The 20,655-nt window shown below is 72.5% G+C and carries 18 protein-coding genes; 3 read left to right on the top strand and 15 right to left on the bottom strand.

What is annotated here, in order from left to right; translation table 11 throughout:
- The first annotated feature begins 404 nt into the window (after window positions 1-404).
- Window positions 405-1,655 (top strand): CoA transferase, encoded by a 1,251-nt coding sequence (locus tag C7474_RS05030; RefSeq protein ID WP_241965098.1) that lies wholly within the window; start codon window positions 405-407, stop codon window positions 1,653-1,655.
- Window positions 1,656-1,670: 15 nt separating this feature from the next.
- On the opposite strand, the gene C7474_RS05025 is transcribed toward C7474_RS05030, so the two are convergent.
- Together C7474_RS05025 and tyrS are read right to left on the bottom strand one after the other, a co-directional pair.
- Window positions 1,671-2,477 (bottom strand): DUF4184 family protein, encoded by an 807-nt coding sequence (locus C7474_RS05025; RefSeq protein ID WP_121057812.1) that lies wholly within the window; start codon window positions 2,475-2,477, stop codon window positions 1,671-1,673.
- Between the two features lie 8 nt (window positions 2,478-2,485).
- Window positions 2,486-3,793, bottom strand: coding sequence for a tyrosine--tRNA ligase (tyrS, locus tag C7474_RS05020; protein WP_241965097.1), 1,308 nt, complete (start codon window positions 3,791-3,793; stop codon window positions 2,486-2,488).
- 89 nt (window positions 3,794-3,882) lie between these two features.
- Here tyrS and C7474_RS05015 point away from each other — a divergent pair, with 89 nt between their 5' ends.
- Window positions 3,883-4,497 (top strand): hypothetical protein, encoded by a 615-nt coding sequence (locus C7474_RS05015; protein WP_241965096.1) that lies wholly within the window; start codon window positions 3,883-3,885, stop codon window positions 4,495-4,497.
- Between the two features lie 25 nt (window positions 4,498-4,522).
- Here C7474_RS05015 and C7474_RS05010 read toward each other — a convergent pair whose 3' ends face one another.
- Together C7474_RS05010 and argH are read right to left on the bottom strand one after the other, a co-directional pair.
- Complete coding sequence (locus C7474_RS05010; RefSeq protein ID WP_121057810.1) at window positions 4,523-5,149, bottom strand: SatD family protein; 627 nt, start codon at window positions 5,147-5,149, stop codon at window positions 4,523-4,525.
- A gap of 61 nt (window positions 5,150-5,210) precedes the next feature.
- The gene (gene argH / locus C7474_RS05005; protein WP_121057809.1) at window positions 5,211-6,647 is read right to left on the bottom strand and encodes an argininosuccinate lyase; all 1,437 of its coding nucleotides are present in this window, start codon (window positions 6,645-6,647) and stop codon (window positions 5,211-5,213) included.
- A 49-nt stretch (window positions 6,648-6,696) separates the two neighbouring features.
- On the opposite strand from argH, the gene C7474_RS15480 reads away from it, so the two are divergent.
- Window positions 6,697-7,038 carry an ECF transporter S component gene (locus tag C7474_RS15480; RefSeq protein ID WP_158597302.1) on the top strand — a complete coding sequence of 114 codons (342 nt, stop codon included), beginning with the start codon at window positions 6,697-6,699 and terminating at the stop codon, window positions 7,036-7,038.
- 76 nt (window positions 7,039-7,114) lie between these two features.
- Here C7474_RS15480 and C7474_RS04995 read toward each other — a convergent pair whose 3' ends face one another.
- From C7474_RS04995 to pheS, 11 genes are all read right to left on the bottom strand, one after another.
- Window positions 7,115-8,161, bottom strand: a complete 1,047-nt coding sequence (locus C7474_RS04995; RefSeq protein ID WP_241965095.1) for a DUF418 domain-containing protein — start codon at window positions 8,159-8,161, stop codon at window positions 7,115-7,117.
- Window positions 8,162-8,171: 10 nt separating this feature from the next.
- Entirely contained in the window at window positions 8,172-9,095 is a 924-nt protein-coding gene (gene argF / locus C7474_RS04990) for an ornithine carbamoyltransferase (protein ID WP_121057807.1), read from the bottom strand.
- On the bottom strand, window positions 9,092-10,327 hold the full coding sequence (locus tag C7474_RS04985; protein WP_422385777.1) for an acetylornithine transaminase: 1,236 nt from the start codon (window positions 10,325-10,327) through the stop codon (window positions 9,092-9,094). Before C7474_RS04985 ends, argF begins: the two co-directional genes overlap by 4 nt.
- On the bottom strand, window positions 10,324-11,226 hold the full coding sequence (gene argB, locus C7474_RS04980; RefSeq protein ID WP_121057806.1) for an acetylglutamate kinase: 903 nt from the start codon (window positions 11,224-11,226) through the stop codon (window positions 10,324-10,326). The genes C7474_RS04985 and argB overlap by 4 nt, the downstream gene beginning before the upstream one ends.
- Window positions 11,223-12,380 (bottom strand): bifunctional glutamate N-acetyltransferase/amino-acid acetyltransferase ArgJ, encoded by a 1,158-nt coding sequence (gene argJ / locus C7474_RS04975; RefSeq protein WP_121057805.1) that lies wholly within the window; start codon window positions 12,378-12,380, stop codon window positions 11,223-11,225. Before argJ ends, argB begins: the two co-directional genes overlap by 4 nt.
- The gene (gene argC / locus C7474_RS04970) at window positions 12,377-13,423 is read right to left on the bottom strand and encodes an N-acetyl-gamma-glutamyl-phosphate reductase (RefSeq protein WP_121057804.1); all 1,047 of its coding nucleotides are present in this window, start codon (window positions 13,421-13,423) and stop codon (window positions 12,377-12,379) included. The genes argJ and argC overlap by 4 nt, the downstream gene beginning before the upstream one ends.
- Before the next feature lie 230 nt (window positions 13,424-13,653).
- Window positions 13,654-14,628 (bottom strand): NAD-dependent epimerase/dehydratase family protein, encoded by a 975-nt coding sequence (locus C7474_RS04965; RefSeq protein ID WP_121057803.1) that lies wholly within the window; start codon window positions 14,626-14,628, stop codon window positions 13,654-13,656.
- 35 nt (window positions 14,629-14,663) lie between these two features.
- A complete protein-coding gene (locus C7474_RS04960; RefSeq protein WP_121057802.1) occupies window positions 14,664-16,247 on the bottom strand; it encodes a hypothetical protein in 1,584 nt (527 codons plus the stop codon).
- The gene (locus tag C7474_RS04955; protein ID WP_121057801.1) at window positions 16,229-16,999 is read right to left on the bottom strand and encodes an ABC transporter ATP-binding protein; all 771 of its coding nucleotides are present in this window, start codon (window positions 16,997-16,999) and stop codon (window positions 16,229-16,231) included. The genes C7474_RS04960 and C7474_RS04955 overlap by 19 nt, the downstream gene beginning before the upstream one ends.
- Before the next feature lie 60 nt (window positions 17,000-17,059).
- Window positions 17,060-19,570 (bottom strand): phenylalanine--tRNA ligase subunit beta, encoded by a 2,511-nt coding sequence (gene pheT / locus C7474_RS04950; RefSeq protein WP_121057800.1) that lies wholly within the window; start codon window positions 19,568-19,570, stop codon window positions 17,060-17,062.
- Entirely contained in the window at window positions 19,570-20,637 is a 1,068-nt protein-coding gene (gene pheS / locus C7474_RS04945) for a phenylalanine--tRNA ligase subunit alpha (RefSeq protein ID WP_199692362.1), read from the bottom strand. The genes pheT and pheS overlap by 1 nt, the downstream gene beginning before the upstream one ends.
- Between the last annotated feature and the right edge of the window lie 18 nt (window positions 20,638-20,655).

Below are 20,655 nucleotides of genomic sequence, written 5' to 3'. Positions count from 1 at the left end.
CGAAGCAGGGTCGAGGTTATTTGGCATTTGACAAGTGCACGCTGTTGAGTTCTCAAGGATCGGATGCTCCCGCCGCTCAGCCTCTCGGCCTCACCCAACGGGGCAACTTCCTGTTCGTCGACTTCCTCGGTCGAACCGGCGCTTCGAACGATCGAAATCGTTCAGTGGTCCCTGGCTCTTCGGTGGAAACCGACTCCCTACTCTAGCACATCAGTGCCGCTCCTCTTGCGAGGATTTTCAGTGGGGTTTGGTTCTCCGCTTGAGGGGGCGGGGCCTTCCGGCCTCTCGCTCTTCCCTGTGGGGCGAACAACAAGAACATTACGTGGATTCGGACGACGTGCCAAATCAGCGTGGGATCTCGGGCGTGTCGCGCGTGATTCCGCGGGTCGGCGTAGCGTGGGCGCATGCGCGCGGCCGTGCCCCTCCCCGCTCGCACCGACGTCGCCGGCCTCGCCGTCGACTGCGTGCGCTCCGTCGCCGATGCGGCGGCCGCCCTCGCGGGCGTCGCCGCACCTGCGCTCGACCCGGTGGGCATCTCGACTGCCTACACCGCGGACCGGCAGATCACCGTGGACGGCGTCCGGCCCGAGGCGTTCGCCGCGTTGTCGGGATTCTTCCGGTGCCGCGACGGCTGGGTGCGCACCCACGCCAACTACCCGCATCACGCGCTGCGCCTGCGCGATGCGCTCTCGCTCCCCGCGCACGCCGATCGCGACGACCTGTCCGCCGCGCTGGCGACGATGTCGGCGGCCGCCGCCGCAATGCGCGTCGAGGGTGCCGGCGGTTTGTGCGTCGTGGTCGCCGCCGAGCAACCGGATGTCGATGCACGCCTGCGGGAGCGCCCCCTCGTCGTCGAGACGAAGCTCGGCGACGCCGCGCCGCATCCGCTCGATGCCGCACCCGACGCGCCGCTGCGCGGTGTCCGCGTGCTCGACCTCACCCGCGTGATCGCCGGGCCGACGGGGACGCAGACTCTCGCACTGCTCGGTGCGCAGGTGGTGCGGATCGACCCGCCCGCCCTCGCCGAACCCGAGTGGCAGCACCTCATGACGGGGCACGGCAAGCGCTCCGCCCTGCTCGACCTGCGCTCCGACTCGGGCCGCGCCGCGTTCGAACGGCTTCTCGCCGACGCCGACGTCGTCGCGCTGGGCTATCGCCCCGAGTCGCTCGACCGTCTCGGGCTCTCGCCCGGCGCACTCGCGGAGCGCCGCCCGGGGCTCATCGTGCTGCAGCACCGCGCGTGGCGGGATCCTCGCCGGCGCGGGTTCGACTCGCTCGTGCAGGCGGCATCCGGCATCGCGCGGATCGAGGGTGCGCCGGAGGCGCCCGGCGTGCTGCCGGCGCAGGCGCTGGACTACAGCACCGGCTACCTCATGGCCGCAGCGGCGGTGCGGATGCTGCAACGCCGCGCCCGGATCGGCGGCTCGTGGCTGGCCGAGACGTCGCTGCGTCGGGTCGCCGCCGAACTGCTCGGTCGCCCCCGCACCGCCGAAGCGTCACCCGTGCCGATCGTGCCCGTCGGCTCACCGCCGGAGCGCATGCGCTTCGACGTCGCCGGCCGCGAGGTGCAGACGGCAGGACCCGCCTTCACTCTCGGCGGGCGGACCTTCTCGGCACCGCGCCCGTGGGGCGGCGATCCGCCCGAGTGGTGGTGAGCCGGATCCCCGTGCTCAGCCGCGGCGACGGCGGACGAGCACCGTCACGCACAGGGCGAGCGTCAGCACTCCCCACACCGCACACGCCGGCGGCAGCACCCGGTAGGCGAGGTGCGGCACCGTCCAGTCGGCCGTGATCGGCCCGTACACCGCGAGGCCGATGAGCCACCCGGCCGCCAGCGCGACGGGGAGCGACACCCACCACGCCACCCGCATTCCCGCGGGCAGCACGCGGTGCAGCGTCGCCGCCGGCGTCCGATGCCGCAGCCACAGCACCCCGGCCACCGCGAGGGCGAGCAGGCCGAACGCGCCCGACGCGTACTGCAACCACTTGAAACCGGGCAGCGGGCCCCACGGCTCGTCGAGCGCCGGGAACAGCGCGACGCCCCAACGTCCCTCGTGCGTGAACGCATCCCACACGATGTGCGAGACCACCCCGATGACCAGGGAGCACACGACCAGGAGCGTGAACACGAGCGGCTGCCGCCAGATCGCCCCGCGAGCGCCGGGCCGCGCGGCGCGCACCGATCGCCATGCGCCGCCGCCGATCGCGTCCCACTCCCCCGGCAGTCGCGCCGCGAGCCACGCGGGTGACAGCTCGCGCACCGCCGGGCGCAGCAGGCCGTACCACAGCACGAGCAGGACCGCGGCGATCGCGGTGGCCAACACGACGTTCGTGTGCGTCGCCTGGTAGGTCACCGGCGTCCCCCGCAGGAACAGCGGCAGGTCGGGGGTCATCGCGCCGATCGCGATCGCGGCCGGCAGCAGCGGCGTGCGCGCGAACGGCAGCGCGACGACCGCGTGCGACGGGGTGAACGGCATCCGCCGGGTCAGCTCGCCGTGACGAACAGCCCCGCGAGCGTCTTCTTGCCGCGACGCAGCACCGACACTCCGCCGGGCAGCGCGCCGGTCACGACCGCCGACTCGTCGTCCACCTTCGCGCCGTCCAGGCTCACGCCTCCCTGCGCGATCGCGCGGCGCGCCTCCCCGAGGCTCGCGACGAGGCCCGTGTCGACCAGCGCCTGCACGACCGGCGTTCCCGCGGCGACCTCGGCGTTCGGCAGCTCCTCCAGCGCGCTGCGCAGCGTCGCGGCGTCGAGCGCGGCGAGGTCTCCCTGACCGAACAGCGCCTCGGATGCGGCGATGACGGCGGATGCGGCATCCGCGCCGTGCACGTACGTCGTCACCTCGAGCGCGAGGCGCTTCTGCGCCGCGCGGCGGAACGGCTCGTCCGCCACGAGTGCGGCGTACTCGTCGATCTCGGCGCGGGTGAGGAACGTGAAGATCTTCAGGCGCGGCACGACGTCGGCGTCGGCCGTCGACAGCCAGAACTGGTACATCCGGTACGGGCTGCACATGGCGGCATCCAGCCAGATGGCGTTGCCCTCGCTCTTGCCGAACTTCGTGCCGTCGCTGTTGGTGATCAGCGGGGTGCCGATCGCGTGGACCGAGACCCCCTCGACGCGGTGGATGAGGTCGGTGCCGCTGGTGAGGTTGCCCCACTGGTCGCTGCCGCCGCTCTGGAGCACGCAGTCGTACTGGCGGTAGAGCTCGAGGAAGTCCAGGCCCTGCAGGATCTGGTAGCTGAACTCCGTGTAGCTGATGCCGGCTTCGGAGTTCAGGCGCGCGGCGACGGCGTCCTTCTTGAGCATCGTGCCGACGCGGTAGTGCTTGCCGATCTCGCGGAGGAAGTCGATGGCGCTCAGCGGCGAGGTCCAGTCGAGGTTGTTGACGAGGCGGGCCGCGTTGTCCCCCTCGAAGCTCAGGAACCGCTCGACCTGGGTGCGCAGGTAGCCGACCCACTCGGCGACGGTGTCCCTCGTGTTCAGGGTGCGCTCGGCGGTCGGCCGGGGGTCTCCGATGAGCCCCGTGGAGCCGCCGACGAGGGCGAGCGGCCTGTGTCCGGCCAGCTGCAGACGGCGCAGCAGCAGCAGCTGGACGAGGTTGCCCAGGTGCAGGCTCGGCGCGGTCGGGTCGAAGCCGCAGTAGTACGTGATCGGGTCGCCGGCGAGCAGGGCGCGCAGGGCCTCCTGGTCGGTGGACACGTGCACCAGGCCGCGCCACACGATCTCGTCCCACACATTCTCGAAGGTGGGGTCGTTGGCGGGCGCCAGCGCTTTCACGACGGTTTCAGACACGCACTTCAGGCTATCAGCGGGGTCGGCCGGGTTGCGCGGAGGCGGCGCGTGGCCGCGTCGATGTCGTCGGCCCGTGTCAGACTCGCGCCATGGTGCCGATGCCCCCCGACGACCCCGCGCTCGCGCTCGTCTGGTCGATCCTTCTCGCGGTGCTCGTCATCCTGCTGCTCGCCGCGGCGCTCGTGCTGGTCGTCGTCTCGCTGCGACGGCCGACCGTGATCGCGCTCTCCGTCGCGACGGGGCTGCTGCTCGGGGCGACCGTCCTCACGGCGTTCTCCCCCGTCGACGTCCCACTGCTGGTCGGCGTGATCGTCGCGCTGCTGGCCGGCACCGTCGGGGTGCTCGGCGGCAATCCCGTCACGCGCCTCGTGCTGCGCATCGCCACCGGCGGACGCGTGCGCGAGACCTCGGACGGCGGCATCTTCCTCGTGGCGCGCGGCGGGGCGAGCGCGACCGCCGACGACGAGGAGCGGGCACTGCTGCGCGGCGGCACGACCATCGGCTACCTCGAACGCCTCGCGGTCGTGCTGTCGATCATCGTCGGCTACCCGGAGGCGATCGCCGTGGTCGTCGCCATCAAGGGCGTGGGTCGGTTCTCCGAGCTCGCCGCCGCCGAAGCGCGCGAACGCTTCATCATCGGCACGCTCGCGAGCCTGCTGTGGGCCGCGGTCGCCGGAGCGCTCGTGCGCCTGGCGGTCTGGTGAGCGGGTTCGGCGTGGCTGCGCGGGATCAGCCGCGCAGCATCCGATAGCCCTCGACGATCGCCGACGCGCCGGCCGTCGTGAGCGATTGCGACACCGCCGGCTGGGTGATGCCCTCGGATGCGGCGAGCTCGCGCTGGGTCAGCCCTCGACACCGTCCGAGCACGAGTCGGCGCGTGCGGTCGCTGAGCGCACCGACGAGTTCGTCGCGGGCGAGCAGGTAGGCGTTGACGACGGGGAGCGCGGGCGCCTCGACGCCGGCCGCCGCCTCGACGCGGGTGCGCAGCGTCGGGGCCGTGCGCCGCTGCATCCGCTCGACGTGCTCGATCGCGGCGCGGGCGGCCCACCACGCCGATCCCTCGGAGATGTCCCCGGCCGCCGACGGGATGACCCCGACGTCGCCGATCCCGATCCCGAATCGCAGGTCGACACCGTCGCGCAGCGCGAGGCGCAGCAGCAGGAGCGCGGCCAGAGCATCGTCGAGGCCGGGGTACACGCCCTGCAGTTCGTCTCCCACGATCGGATGCAGGGGCGTCTCCGCCGCCGGCCCGTCCTGCGCGACGACGGCGAGCGCCTCATCGATCGCCCGCTGCGCTGCGGCGCGGTCGTCCAGCTCCCGAGATCCGACGATGTCCGCGATGACGGCGATACCCATGAGATAAGTGTATCGCCTGTGCCCGCGAAACAATAAGGCTTCGAGCTATTACTCTCGCATATCAGTGCGGGTCGATGAGACTCTGAGCCGCCGCCTGGGCACGCGCCACGAGCTCGGCGCGCTGCTCGGCCACCCGCACCGGCGCGGTGCCGCCCGCTCCCGTGCGGGAGGCGACCGAACCCTCGATCGACAGCACTTCACGGACGGCGGCGGTCAGATGCGGCGAGACGTCACCGAGAAGCGCATCGTCGGCATCCTCGAGGCCGATGCCGCGCTGCTCGCACGCGCGCACGAGCGAACCGGAGATCTCGTGCGCGTCGCGGAACGGCACACCCTGCTTGACGAGCCACTCGGCGACGTCGGTGGCGAGGGAGAACCCCTGGGGCGCGAGCGCCGCCATCCGCTCGGTGTCGAACCGCATCGTCGCGACCATCCCCGCGAACGCCGGAAGGACGAGTTCGAGCGTGGCCACGGAGTCGAAGACGGGCTCCTTGTCCTCCTGCAGGTCGCGGTTGTACGCCAGCGGAAGGGCCTTCAACGTCGCGAGCAGGCCGCTGAGGTTGCCGATGAGGCGCCCCGCCTTGCCGCGGGCGAGCTCGGCGATGTCGGGGTTCTTCTTCTGCGGCATGATGCTCGACCCGGTGGAGTATCCGTCGTCGAGCGTGACAAAGCCGAACTCGCGCGTGTTCCAGAGGATGACGTCCTCCGCGAAGCGGGACAGGTCCACGGCGATCATCGCGGCGACGAAGGCGAACTCGGCGACGACGTCGCGTGCGGCGGTGCCGTCGATGGAGTTCTCGGCGGGGCGGGCGAGGCCGAGTTCGTCGGCGACGAGCTGGGGGTCCAGGCCCAGCGTGGCCCCGGCGAGCGCTCCGCCGCCGTACGGCGACACCGACGCGCGCACCGACCAGTCGCGGAGTCGTTCGAGGTCGCGCACGAGCGGCCACGCGTGTGCCTGCAGGTGATGCGCGAGCAGGATCGGCTGCGCGTGCTGAAGGTGCGTGCGCCCCGGCATGATCGCCTCGGGGTGGGCGTCGGCCTGCGCGACGATCGCGTCGACCAGCCGCAGCACGTCGCGGGCGATCAGGGCCGCATGGTCGCGCAGGAACAGGCGCACGAGTGTCGCGATCTGGTCGTTGCGGCTGCGCCCGGCGCGGAGCTTTCCGCCCAGCTCGGCGCCCACCTCCGCGATCAGCGCCGCCTCGAGCGCTCCGTGCACGTCTTCGTCTTCGGGACGGGCGACGAGGATGCCGTCGGCGACGGCGTGGGCGAGCGTGTCGAGACCGGCGTGCATGCGGGTGAGCTCGTCGTCGGTGAGGTATCCGGCGGCGCGCAGCGCCGTCGCGTGCGCGCGGCTGCCGGCAAGGTCATAGGGCGCGAGCACCCAGTCGAAGTGGGTCGAGCGGCTCAGCGCCTGCAGTTCGGGCGACGGGCCCGTCGCGAAGCGGGCGCCCCAGAGCGATCCCTCGTTGGTGCCGTGCGCGCTGTGCTGAGTCACCACCCCAGCCTACCGACCGATCAAGTCGCGCCACGGAGCGATCCCGTGGGTGCTGCCGGGCGTCATCGCCCAGGCCATCGTGCCGCGCGGCGGGAGCGCGCTCATCGCCGCGCTCGTGGCGGGCATCGTGTCGGTGCCGTTCACCGGCGGCATCGGAGGGCTCAGCCTGTTCCTGTTCATCGCGGTGTTCCAGGAGCTGCCGTTCCTCGTGACGCTGTGGCGTCGCCGCGATCTTCGCCGCGACCGCCCTGGGCCGACTCATCGCCGGGCGACTGCGTCGCGCGGGGGTCGGCTCTGCCGTCGCAGCATCCGCCGCCCTCGGGTGAGGTCGCGCGCGTTCGGGAGGAGATATGCGTTCGGGAGGAGGATCTGCCGGAATCGGCCCTCCTGAACGCAGACCCCCTCCCGAATGCACGGCCGAGGCAGGACCCCCCGGCGGACGCGGGGACCCCGACGGATGCCGGCGGTCAGCGGATGCGGGAGGTGACGGCGGCGATGCCGGCTTCCAATGGGCCGCGGCCGACGAGCAGCGCCCAGGCCGTGCACGCGACGAGGCTCGTCAGCACGAACGGCCAGAACAGCTCCAGGGCGCGGAAACCGTCGAGGTCGCCGGTGTCGCCCAGCACCACCGCCGCGATGATCGCCCAGGCGACGAGCTGCCCGACGTAGACGGTGAGCGGCATCGACCCGACGGCGCGGAGCGGGTAGACGACCCAGCGCACCGCCGTGCGGCACAGCAGCAGGCACACCCCGAGGGTCAGCAGCGCCCAGCCGCCGGAGCCGACGGCCTCGAGCAGTCCCGACGAATGCGGCGCGGCCGTCCACACCGCCTGCAGGTACTCATCACCGCCGTCCGGGAGCCTCACTGCATCCGCCGCGTAGGCGAGCAGCGCCGCCGCGCCGCCCGCGACGACGAGCCGCACCTGCGTACGGGTGCGGCGCAGGTCGCTGCGCGCCGCCGCGAGCCCGGCCGCCAGGAACGCGAACCACACCGTGAACGGGTAGTGCCAGCCGATCAGCAGCGCCAGGTCGTTGCCGGCGGCCGTCTCCCACACCTCGGGCGCCTGCAGCAGCGGCTGCACCCACGGCATGACGAGCGCCGTGGCGCCCGCGACGATCCAGAGCGTCCGCGCGCGCAACGGCAGCAGTGGCAGCGACAGCAGGAACAGCAGCGCGTAGGCGGGCAGGATGACGTACACCGGCACCCCCGTCGCGATCAGCAGGATGCCGATCACCAGCAGGATGACGGCGCGCACGGCGATCCGCTTGCCCGCCGTGACGAGCTCCGCCGCCGGGACCGGCTTCGCTCCCCCGGTGACGATGCCGAGCGAAACGCCCGCGAGCGTGGCGAACAGGATCGACGAGCGCCCGTCGGCGAGCGCGAGCCACGTCGTCGGGTCGCCCCAGACGAGGTCGGGCAGCGCGATCAGGTGCGCGGCGAGCATGCCGAGCACGGCCAGTCCGCGCGCGAGATCGACGCCCGCCAGTCGCGACGGGGCGTCGAGCGCGGTCACCGGCACGGCGTCAGGGCTGGCGCAGCAGCCAGACGAGCAGCGCCTTCTGCGCGTGGAGGCGGTTCTCGGCCTCGTCCCACACGACCGACTGCGGGCCGTCGATGACCTCGGCGTCGACCTCGTAGCCGCGGTCGGCGGGCAGGCAGTGGATGAAGACCGCCGCGGGGTCGGCGAGGGTCATCGTCTCCTGGGTGACCTTGTACTGCCCGAGATCGCGCAGGCGTGCGATCTTCTCCTCTTCCTTGCCCATCGACACCCAGGTGTCGGTGACGATGACGTCGGCGCCGGCGGCGGCTTCGAGGGGGTCGGTGTAGAGGGTGACGGAGCCGCCGGTGGTCTCGGCGATGCGGTCGGCGTCGGCGACGACGTCTTCGCGCGGCGCGTAGTCGGCGGGCGACGCGACGCGCACGTGCATACCGGCGGTGACGCCGGCGAGCACGTACGAGTGGCCCATGTTCGACATACCGTCGCCGAAGAACGCGAGCGTGAGCCCCTTCAGCTCGCCCTTGTGCTCGCGGATCGTGAGTAGGTCCGCCAGCAGCTGGCACGGGTGGAAGTCGTCGCTGAGTGCGTTGACGACGGGCACGCGCGTGCCGCGGGCCATCTCCTCGAGCCCCGCCTGCGCGTAGGTGCGCCACACGATCGCCGCGACCTGCCGCTCGAGCACGCGCGCGGTGTCGGAGGGCGTCTCCTTGCCGCCGAGCTGGCTGTTGGCCGTCGAGATCACCAGCGGCGAGCCGCCGAGGTCGGCGATGCCGACCGCGAACGACACGCGCGTGCGGGTCGATGACTTGTCGAAGATCACCGCGACCGTCTGCGGACCGGCGAGGGGCTTCTGGGCCCAGCGGTCCTTCTTGAGCTCGACGGCGAGATCGAGGATCTCGGCCTGCTCGGCCGGGGTCAGGTCGTCGTCGCGCAGCAGGTGACGGGTCATGCGGATGCCTCCGAGGTCTGGGGGGTGTTCTCGAGCAGAAGGGCGTCGGTGACGGTCGCGAGGGCCTTGCCGAAGGCTTCGGCGAACTCGTCGACCTCGACGTCGCCGATGGTCAGGGGCGGGGCGATGCGGATCGTCGTGTCGTTGGCCGCGTTGACGATGAGGCCGTGCTCCTGCGCGGCGGCGACGACCGCCGGGGCGACCGGATGCCGCAGACCCACGCCGATGAGCAGCCCCGCACCGCGGCACTCCGCGACGAGGTCGGAGCCCAGCGCGGCGACGGCCGCGCGGATCTGCTCGCCCCGCACGGCGGCGTTCTCGACGAGGCCGGCATCCTCGATCTCGGTGAGCACCGCGTCGGCGACCGCGGTGCCGAGCGGGTTGCCGCCGAAGGTCGAGCCGTGCGTGCCGGGGTAGAACAGCCCGCTCGCCGCGCCGAAGGTGATGAGCGCGCCGATCGGGAAGCCGCCGCCGATGCCCTTGGCGACGGTGATCGCGTCGGGGGTGATCCCGGCGCGCTGGAACGCGAACCACTCGCCGGTGCGGCCGGCACCGGTCTGGATCTCGTCGACGATGAGCAGCGCGCCGTGGCGCGCGGTCAGCTCGCGCGCGGCCTGCAGGAAGCCGTCGGGCAGGTCGACGACGCCGGCCTCTCCCTTGATCGGCTCGACGAACAGCGCCGCGACCCGGTCGTCGAGCGCCGCCTCGAGCGCCTCGACGGTGGAGTCGATGTGCTCGACGCCGGCGGGCATCGGCTGGAACGGCTCCTGCATGTAGGGCTTGCCGGTGAGGGCGAGGGTGCCCATCGTGCGGCCGTGGAAGGCGTCGCGGAGCGCCAGGATGCGGGGGCGCTCGGCGCCGCCGTGCAGCCGCGCGAGCTTGAACGCCGCCTCGTTGGCCTCGGCGCCGGAGTTGCCGAAGTAGACGCGGCCCTCGGGACCGGTGCCGGCGAGGCGCTTGAGCCGCGCGGCGAGGGCGAGCTGCGGCGGCGTGGCGAAGTAGTTCGACACGTGCGAGAGCGTCGCCGCCTGCGTCGCGACCGCGTCGACGAACACCGGGTGCGCGTGGCCGAGGGAGTTGACGGCGATGCCGGCCAGGAAGTCGAGGTAGCGCTTGCCGTCGGCGTCCCACACCGACGCGCCCTCGCCGCGCACGAGCAGCGCGAGACGTGCGCCGGTGCTCTGCATCAGGTCGCGTCCGACGTCGGCCTGCCAATCCATCGCGTCGCTCATGACGCCACCACCTCGGTTCCGATTCCCTGTTCCGTGAAGATCTCGACGAGCACCGAGTGCGGCTGGCGGCCGTCGATGATGGCCGCGGTGTCGACGCCGCCGTCGACCGCGTCGAGGCACGCCTGCATCTTCGGGATCATCCCGGACTCCAGCGACGGCAGCAGTTCGCGCAGCTCGGATGCCGTCAGATGCGACACGAGCGAGTCGCGGTTCGGCCAGTCGGCGTAGAGCCCCGGCACGTCGGTGAGCACGACGAGCTTCGTCGCGTTCAGCGCGACCGCGAGCGCGGCCGCGGCGGCATCCGCGTTGACGTTGAGCGAGCTGCCCGGCCGGTCGAGGTCGGGGGCGATCGAGGAGACGACGGGCACGCGGCCGGCGGCGAGCTGGTCCAGCACCGGCTGCGGGTCGACCTGGACGACGTCGCCGACGTGGCCGAGGTCGTGCTCCATGCCGTCGACGAGCACACCGCGACGGCGGCCGCCGAACAGGCCCGCATCCTCGCCGGAGAGTCCGACCGCGAACGGCGCATGCTGGTTGATGCGGGCGACCAGCTGCGGGTTGATCTGTCCGGTGAGCACCATCCGGACCACACTGATCGCCTCCGTCGAGGTCACGCGGTAGCCGCCCTTGAACTCGCTGGGGATCGAGAGGCGGTCGAGCATCTGCGAGATCTGCGGGCCGCCGCCGTGGACGACGACCGGTTGCACGCCGACGAAGCGGAGGTAGGCGATGTCCTGCGCGAAGGCGTCCTGGAGCTCTTCGGAGACCATCGCGTTGCCGCCGTACTTGATGACGATGATGCGGCCCTGGAAGTTCTTCAGCCACGGCAGCGACTCGATGAGGACGCCGGCCTTCGCGGCCGCCTCTTCGGGCGTCGTGTGCTGGATGTTGTCGCTCATGAGGAGTACGCGCTGTTCTCGTGGACGTAGTCGTGCGTGAGGTCGTTCGTGAGGATGGTCGCGCTCGCCTCCCCCGCCTTCAGGTCGATCAGCACGCTCGTCGCGCGCGGCGTGAGGTCGACCTCCTCGCGCGGGCGGTCGGGAGCCCCCGCGCTGCACAGCCTCACACCGTTGAAGCTCACGTCGACCGCGTACGGGTCGAAGGCGGCCGCGGTCGTGCCGATCGCGGCGAGCACGCGCCCCCAGTTCGGGTCGTTGCCGAAGATCGCGGCCTTGAACAGGTTGTTGCGGGCGACCGAGCGCCCGACCTCGACGGCGTCGGCCTCGGATGCCGCTCCCGTCACGTGGATGGCGATGTCGTGGCTCGCGCCCTCGGCGTCGCCCTGCAGCTGCCGGGCGAGATCGGCGCAGACGTCGGTGAGCGCGGCCCGGAAGGCGTCGGCGTCGGGGGCGACGCCGGAGGCGCCCGAGACCATCAGCGTCACCTGGTCGTTGGTCGACATGCAGCCGTCGGAGTCGAGCCGGTCGAAGCTCACCCGGGTCGCGGCGCGCAGGTGCGCGTCGGCCTCGGCGGGGCTGAGCACGGCGTCCGTGGTGATGACGACAAGCATCGTCGCCAGGCCCGGCGCGAGCATGCCGGCCCCTTTGGCCATCGCCCCGATCGTCCAGCCGTCGCCCGCGACGACGCTCGTCTTGCTGACCGAGTCGGTCGTCATGATGGCGTGCGCGGCATCCTGCCCGCCCTCGGAGGAGAGCCCGGCGATCGCGGCACGCGTGCCGTCGAGCACCTTGCCCCGGAACACCTCGTCGCCCGTGCCGATGAGTCCGGTCGAGCAGACGAGCACGTCGCCGGGGCTGATGCCCAACAGCTCCGCCGCGGTCTCGGCGGTCTGATGCGTGGTCTGGAAGCCGAACGAGCCGGTGAAGCAGTTGGCGCCGCCGGAGTTGAGCACGATCGCCTCGACCACGCCGTCCTGGATCGCCTGCTGCGACCAGATGATCGGGTTCGCCTTGGCTCGGTTGGACGTGAACACGGCGGCCCCGACCTTCAGGGGGCCGCGGTTGACGACGACGGCGACGTCGGGCTTGCCGGTCGACTTCAGTCCCGCTGCGACGCCGGCCGCTTCGAAACCCTGGGGGACGGTGACGCTCACGGTGCCACTCCGTTCACGCTCAGGCCCGTGGCCTCGGGGAGACCGAGGGCGATGTTCATCGATTGGACGGCAGCGCCGGCGGTGCCCTTGACGAGGTTGTCGACGGCCGTGACGACCACGACCCGGTTGGCGGCCCGATCGATCGCGAGGCCCATGAGGGCCGTGTTGGCCCCGACGACGTCGGCGGTGCGCGGGAAGCGGCCTTCGGGCAGCAGGTGCACGAACGGCTCGCTGCCGTACGCCTCCTCCCACGCGCCCCGGATCTGCGCGTCGGTCGCGCCGGGTGCGATGGGTGCCGTGGAGGTGGCGAGGATGCCGCGGGCCATCGGCACGAGCACGGGCGTGAACGAGATGCCGACCTCGCCGGCGGCGCCGGCATCCGTCAGCGCCTGCCGGATCTCGGGGATGTGCCGGTGCGTGCCGCCGACGGCGTACGGGTTCGCGCTGCCGAGGATCTCGGCGGCGAGGAGGTTCGTCTTGAGGCTCTTGCCGGCCCCGGACGGGCCGACGGCGAGCACGCTCACGATGTCGGAGGGATCGATGACCCCCGCCGCGACACCGGGCGCGAGACTCAGCGACACGGTGGAGGCGTTGCACCCAGGGGCGGCGATGCGGCCGGCCCCGACGAGGCGCTCCCGCTGCTTCCCGCCGTCGACGATCAGTTCCGGCACCCCGTAGGTCCAGGGCTCGTGGAAGGCACCGCCGTAGAACGCGTCCCACGACTCCTGCGAGGTGAGCCGGTGGTCGGCGCCCGCGTCGATGACGAGGGGCGTGCCGGCGAGCATGTCGGTGTACTGGCCCGACTGTCCGTGCGGCAGCGCGAGGAAGACGACGTCGTGCCCGGCCAGGGCCTCGGGGGTCGTCGGCCCGATCGTCAGGTGCGAGAGCGACCGCAGGTGCGGCTGGTGGTCGATGAGCGGATCGCCGGCGCTGGAGTGCGCGGTGACCGTCGTGATCTGCATGTCGGGGTGGGCGGCGAGCAGCCGCAGGATCTCACCGCCGGCGTAGCCGGAAGCGCCGGAGACGGCGACCGAATAGGTCATTGTCCAACCTTATTGTCTGGGGTGGAGCCGCGAATGCGGCCGGGACCGGAGACGGCGACACCGGCGGCTCGACCCGGACGGGGAGCACGCGGGGTCGCCTAGAGTCGGCGGTCGCCCTGACGTCGACGCGCACGGAACATCGCTGCGGCGGTGTTCGCGGTCGAGGACATGGGGCGAGGCTAGTCCGGATGCGGGGGACGCCGCAAATCGGCGGATGCGGTGGGCCCGGGCTACGGGAGTTCGGCGAGCAGGGCGAGCTCGTCGTCCCGGCGGAGGCCGGCGGCACGGGGCCGGTCGAGTCCGCGCGACCGCTCGTCGGCCAGGGCGCGCTCCAGCGTGGTGCGCAGCGGGCGCAGCCGGCCGCCGAGGAGGCGGTAGGTCGCGTTGGAGCGGCTCGTGAACCCGGGCATGTCGGCGGGCAGCCACAGCGGCAGCGACCGGGGACCGGCCCAGTACGCCACGTCGTGCTGGACGAGCCAGTCCGGCGGCGCCGCGACGAGCGCACCGGTGTGACCGGCGACGTCGCGCGCCTCGTCCAGGAACGCGGCGAGGTGCAGCGGGTCGCCCACGGCGTTGACCGCGCCGACGAACATCTCCCGTCCGACGGCATGCGCGACATCGGCGACGTCGTCGACGTCGATCACCTGCACACCGGCGCGCGGGGTGTCGGGGATCAACACCGGCCCCGCGCCGGCGAGTGCGAGTCGGGAGACCCAGTAGCCGAAGCGGTCGGTGGGGTCGCCCGGGCCGACGATGAGGCCCGGCCGGATGACGGCCGCGCGGTGTGCGAGTGCGGCGCGCACGGCGGCCTCGCCGCCGGACTTCTGCCGCGCGTAGTCGTCGGCGTCGGAGGTCGCAGGGTCGGCGAGCGCGGCGGACTCGTCGGCGCCCGGATCGGTGTTCGAGGCGTACGCCGACACGCTCGAGACGTAGGTCCAGTGGCGGGCACTCCCGCCGAGGGCGGCGACGGCGGCAGCGACATGAGAGGCACGCGAGGAGATGTCGACGACCTCGTCCCACTGCCGGTCGGCGAGCACCGAGTAGACGGCCGGGTCGTCGCGGTCGCCGGTGACCAGCCGTGCTCCGTAGGGGGCTTCCCGTCCACCTCGGGCGAGGCAGGTGACGTGCGCGCCGGCGTCGAGCCAGCGCTCGGCGATGCGGGCGCCGAGCCAGCCGGTGCCGCCGAGGAGGAGGACGTCGGTCATGTCGTGCCGTTCGGATCGGAGGATGCGGGGCGGGGTCAGGTCGTGGGGAACGCCTTGATGCGCTGCAGCAGGTCGGGGCCGGTGCGCTCGAGCGTGCGCCCGCCGACGAGCACGCCCGCGACGACGACGCCGGCGCCGACGACCACCCCGACGACGAGAGCGACCGCGCCGAGCACCTGCGACGAGGTCGTGAGGGCGACGATCGCGAGCACCAGGGCGGGGGCGGCGAGCACCGCGCACACGCCCCATACGACGAAGACGAGCAGGCCGTTGACGAACGTCTGCCCCGGCACGGACTTGAAAGGGCTGTCGCCGGGGGCGGCGACGGGCACGACGATGAGCGCCGACGAGACGGCGCAGACGCCGTAACCGACGAGCAGCAGCCCGAACGCCGCGCCGAGGACGGCGGGCAGCCGCATCCATTCCCCCGTGACGGCGCAGGTCGCCACGGCGACCAGGGCGACGGCGGGAACGCCCACGCACGCGGCGCCCAGCACCCGCCCCCAGCGGTCGGCGCGGCCCCGGATGCCGCTGGCGAGCATCGAGGCGAACGCGGTGCCGTCGTAGGAGATGTCGGCGTATCCGGCGACGGCGAGCATGAACGCGACGAGCACCGCCGAGACGCCGAACGGCCAGCCGTCGACGCCGGAGGTGAACAGGAACAGCGCCGGGAACAGCGGCACGAAGATGAGCTGCCGCACGTAGCGGGGGTCGCGCAGCCAGCCGGTGAGCGCGCGCGCCCACGTCGCCCCGACGCCTCCCGACGGCATGACCCCGTAGAGGCCCAGCGTTCCGGAGCGCACCGACCGGGTCGCACGTCGGGGCGCGCTGGAGACCGACGCCGACAGCGCCCGTTCCCACACGACCCACAGCAGGACGACGGTGGCCAGCGCGATCGCGAGCTTGGCGAGGGCCGTCGCCCATCCGCCCGCCGCGAGGTCGGCCGGCACCGCCCAGGCCGCGCCGATCGGCGTCCACGACAGCACGCCGGCGGCATCCGCGAGTCGTCCGCCGATGTCACCGCTCGAGTCGAGCAGTGCGAGGACGCCGGTGATGATCGGGCCGGTCATGATCAGCAGCGCCAGCACCACGGTGCCGACGATCTCCCGCCCGCGACGATTGCCGCCCAGTCCCCGCGAGAGTGTCTCCATGAGCCGGCTCGCGAGCACGCAGGTGAGCACGCCGAGAAGCGCGGCCGGCACGGCGGCCACGGCGGCGCCCGGCCACCGCACCCACAGGATGACGGTCGCGAGGGCCGCGATCGCCGTCGTGATGCCCGGGATGCCGGTGAGCCCGACGCCGGCGAGCGCCGCCATCGTCTGACGGCTCGTGAACGGGAACGGGGCGAGTTTGACGGCGTCGACGCTCGTGTCTGTGCCGGCGATGAGCACGGGACCGACGATCCAGCCGAGCACGAGGGCGGATCCGCCGATCACCGCGACGATGGCGGCGACGCCTTCGCCCTGGAAGATCGCGACCGCGACGAAGCCCGCGACGACGGAGCCGAGCAGCCAGAGCGCGCCCAGCATCCCGAAGATGAAGCCGACGAGCTGGGAGGGGCGGCGCAGCAGCGAATTCGCGAGGATGCGGTACCGCAGCTTCAGGACTGTCGCAACCACTGCGGCCCCTCGGAGGTGTGGCGGCCGCCGACGAGCGCCACGAACCGGTCCTGCAGGCTCTCCCCCGCGCGCACCTCGTCGACGGTGCCCGCGGCCAGCACATGCCCCGCGGCGATGACGGCGACGTGGTCGCACATGCGCTGGACGAGGTCCATCGAATGGCTCGACACGATCACCGACCCGCCCGAGGAGGTGTAGCTGCGCAGCACGTCCTCGATGTTCGCGGCCGAGACCGGGTCGACGGACTCGAACGGCTCGTCGAGCACGAGCAGTCGCGGCGCGTGCACGAGCGCGCACGCCAGCGCGACCTTCTTGGTCATGCCCGCGGAGTAGTCGGCGACGATCGTGCCGGCGGCTTCCCGCAGGTCCATGACGTCGAGCAGGTCGCCCACGCGAGGCGCGATCTGCTCGCGCGGCAGGCCGAACATCATGGCCGTGTAGGTCAGCAGCTGCTCGCCGGTGAGCCGGTCGAACAGGCGCACGCCGTCGGCGAGGTTGCCGATCATGCGCTTGGCGACGGCCGGGTCGGCCCACACGTCGACGCCGTGCACCTGCGCGGTGCCGGCATCCGGGCGCAGCAGGCCGGTGGCCATCGACAGGGTCGTCGTCTTTCCGGCCCCGTTGGGGCCGACGAGGCCGTAGAACGAGCCCCGCGGCACGACGAGGTCGAGGCCCGCGACGGCGACCTTCTCCCCGAACCGCTTGACGAGACCCTGCAACCGGAGGGCGGTGGATTCGGTCGACTCGCTCATCGTCCCGAGCCTAGCGAGCGTCTCCGCGGGCCCGCCAGCGCGGGCCGCGGAGGCGGCGCGTCACTCGCGCAGCGCGGCGCCGAAGCGCTCCGCGGCCACGGCGACGCCGGCGAGTTTCGCCTCGGTCGCCTCGGCGGCGGTGAGCGTGCGGTCGTCGGCGCGGAAACGCAGGGCGAAGGTCAGGCTCTTCGCGTCGTCGGGCACACCCGAGCCGCGGTAGTCGTCGACGAGGCGCAGCGACTCCAGGAGGGCGCCGGCACCTTCGGTGAGTGCGGTGGCGACCTCGCCGGCGGGGACCGATGCCGGTACCACGAGCGACACGTCCTGCGTGGCGGCAGGGTATCCGGAAAGGGCGCCGACGACGACGCGGTCGCCCGCGGCGGCCAACAGGGCGTCGAGGTCCACCTCGGCGACGATGACGCGCCCGGGCAGGTCGGCCGCGGCCGAGACTTCCGGGTGCACCTCGCCGACGTAGCCGACCACGGCACCGTCGACGGTGACGACCCCCGCGCGTCCCGGATGCAGGGCCGCGCGCTGCGTCTGCGAGACCTGCACCTCGACGCCGGCCGCGGCGGCGATGAGCCGGACCGCGTCGAGACCGTCGGCGAGGTCGAAGGGCTCGGCACGCTGCGCGGGCTGCTTGGCGACGCGGTTGCCGGTCAGCAGCACGGCGACGTGGCGTGGCTGCGGCGGGATGGACGCGTCGAGCGCGGCGAGGGTCGCGGCGTCGGGGCGCACGGCGGCGGCGGGCACCGTCGCCGTGCCGTAGGAGACGCCGGGCTCGGGCAGGAACACCGTGCCCGACTCGAACAGCGCAAGATCGGTGAACCCGCGGGAGAGGTTGCGATGCGCGATCTGCAGCAGTCCGGGCACGAGCGTGCGACGCAGGAACGGCGCCTGCCCGTCGAGCGGGTTGGCGAGCTTCACCGACGGCAGGTGCTCCCCCGAAGCCGAGCCGTGCAGATCGTTCTGCTGCTCGGTGGTGAAGCCGAACGACGGCGTCTCGACGAAGCCGGCGGCGGCCAGCGCGTTCGCGACGCGACGGCGGCCGTGCTGGGACGGGGTGAAACCCGTTCCGGACGGCGGCACCGGCAGCTGCGAGGGGATGCGGTCGTACCCGTCGATGCGGGCGACCTCCTCGGCGAGCGTCCACTTGTCGGTGAGGTCGGGACGCCACGACGGCGGGATGACCTCCCACGCGCCGGCGTCGGAGTCGGCGACCTCGCAGCCGATGGTCTCGAGTGCACCGACGACCTCCGCGTCGGTGTAGTCCACGCCGATGAGCCCGGGGACGAATCCGTGCGGCAGTGTGATCGCCTCGAGGAACACCTCGGCGAACAGGGCGCCGCCGCGATCGCCGAGCGTGCCGCCGGCGTGCTCGACCATGAGGTCGGCGACGCGGCGGGCCGCGACGAACGGGACGAGCGGGTCGACGCCGCGCTCGAACCGGCGCGAGGCCTCGGAGGGCAGCTTGTGGCGCCGCGCGGTGCGGGCGATCGTCACCGTGTCGAAGATCGCGGCCTCTATCAGGACGTTGCGCGTGGCATCCGTCATCTCGGTCGTCGCCCCGCCCATGACGCCCGCCAGACCGATGGGCCCGGACTCGTCGGTGATGAGCAGGTCTTCGACGTCGAGGGTGCGCTGCTTGCCGTCGAGGGTCGTGAGCGTCTCGCCCGGGTGGGCGCGTCGCACCGTGATGCCGCCGGTCAGCCGGTCGAGGTCGTACCCGTGGATGGGGTTGCCGAGCTCGAGCATGACGTAGTTCGTGATGTCGATGAGGATGCCTAGCGAGCGGATGCCGGCCAGCTGCAGCCGGGCGACCATCCACGCCGGAGTGGGGCGGGACGGGTCGACGCCGGTCACCGTGCGCACGACGAACTCGCTCGCGCCGACGCGGCCGCGGATCGGGGCGTCGTCGACGACGCTCACCTCGAAGCCGTCGGTGGGCTGGGCGAGCTCCTCGAACGCCCGCTCGGCCGGGTCGCGATAGGGCGCGCCGGTGGCGTGCGCGTACTCGCGGGCGACACCGCGCAGGCTCAGGGCGTAGCCACGGTCGGGGGTGACGTTGATCTCGACCGCGACGTCGTCGAGTCCGAGCAGGGCGATGGCGTCGGCGCCGACCTCGGGGTCGAGGCCGAGTTCGACCAGGCGCAGGATGCCGGAGTGCTCCTCGCCGAGTCCGAGCTCGCGGGCCGAGGCGATCATGCCGTCCGAGACGTGGCCGTAGGTCTTGCGCGCCGCGATCGGGAACGGCCCCGGCAGCACGGCGCCGGGCAGGGTCACGACGACCTTGTCCCCCTCGAAGAAGTTGCCCGCGCCGCACACGATGCCGCGCACGCCGCCGTTCGCTTCGCCGACGTCGACCTGGCACCAGCGGATGGTCTTGCCGTTGGACTGCGGCTCGACCTCGAACGAGACGACGCGGCCGACGACGATGGGGCCGGTGAGCCCGAAGCCGTGGACGTCCTCCTCTTCGAATCCGACCGACACGAGCGAAGCCAGCACGTCTTCGGGGGTGGCATCCGGTGCCACATCGACGTACTCGCGGAGCCACGAGAGCGGGACGCGCATCAGACCACCATTCCGAACTGCTCGCTGAAGCGGACATCGCCTTCGGCCATGTCGCGCATGTCCTTCACATCGGAGCGGAACATGAGGGTCCGCTCGATCCCCATCCCGAACGCGAAGCCGGAGTACACGTCCGGGTCGATCCCGGCCGCGCGCAGCACGTTCGGGTTGACCATCCCGCATCCGCCCCATTCGATCCAGCGCGCCCCGCCCTTGAAGGTGGGGTGCCACAGGTCGAACTCGGCCGACGGCTCGGTGAAGGGGAAGTAGTTGGCGCGGATGCGCGTCTTCGCGTCGGCGCCGAACAGCTGCCGGGCGACGTGGTCGAGGGTGCCGCGCAGGTGGGCCATCGTGATGCCCTTGTCCACGACGAGACCCTCGAACTGGCTGAACACCGGCAGGTGCGTCGCGTCGAACTCGTCGGTGCGGTACACGCGCCCCGGCGAGACGATGTAGATCGGCAGCTCGCGGGTGAGCATCGAGCGCATCTGCACGGGGCTCGTCTGCGTGCGCATGAGCAGGTGCGAGGCGACCGGGTCGACGTAGAACGTGTCCTGCATCTGCCGCGCCGGGTGGTCGGCGTCGAGGTTGAGCGCGTCGAAGTTGTACCACTCGTGCTCGAGCTCGGGCCCCTCCGCGACCTCCCAGCCCATGCCGACGAACAGGTCGCCGACCTGGTCCTGCAGCAGGGTGAGCGGATGCCGGGCGCCGACGCGCGCGCGCTGCGGGAGCGCGGTGATGTCGACGGCCTCGGCGGCGAGCGCGGCGGCCGTCTCGGCGGCGGCGAGCTCCTGCTCGCGGGCGGCGAGCGCCTGGTTGACACGGCCCCGCGCCTGTCCGACGAGCTTGCCGAGTGCGGCCTTCTGGTCGTTGGGCACATTGCGCAGCTGCGCGTTCAGGAGGGCCAGCGGCGCTCCCTCGGCGGTGTGCGCCGAGCGGGCGGCCCGCAGCGCGCCGGTGTCGGCGGCGGCGGCGATCGCGGCGAGGGCGCCTGTGACGGCTGCCTCGACGTTCTCGGGCGTGATGGCGTCGGGCGAGGTCTGCGGGGTGTGCTCTGTGGCGTCGGACACGAGGGTCGAGTCTACCGG

Source organism: Microbacterium telephonicum, from assembly GCF_003651225.1.
Classification (GTDB): Bacteria; Actinomycetota; Actinomycetes; order Actinomycetales; family Microbacteriaceae; genus Microbacterium; species Microbacterium telephonicum.
Note: the sequence above shows the minus strand (reverse complement) of the source record. Positions and strands in the feature narration are given on the sequence as shown.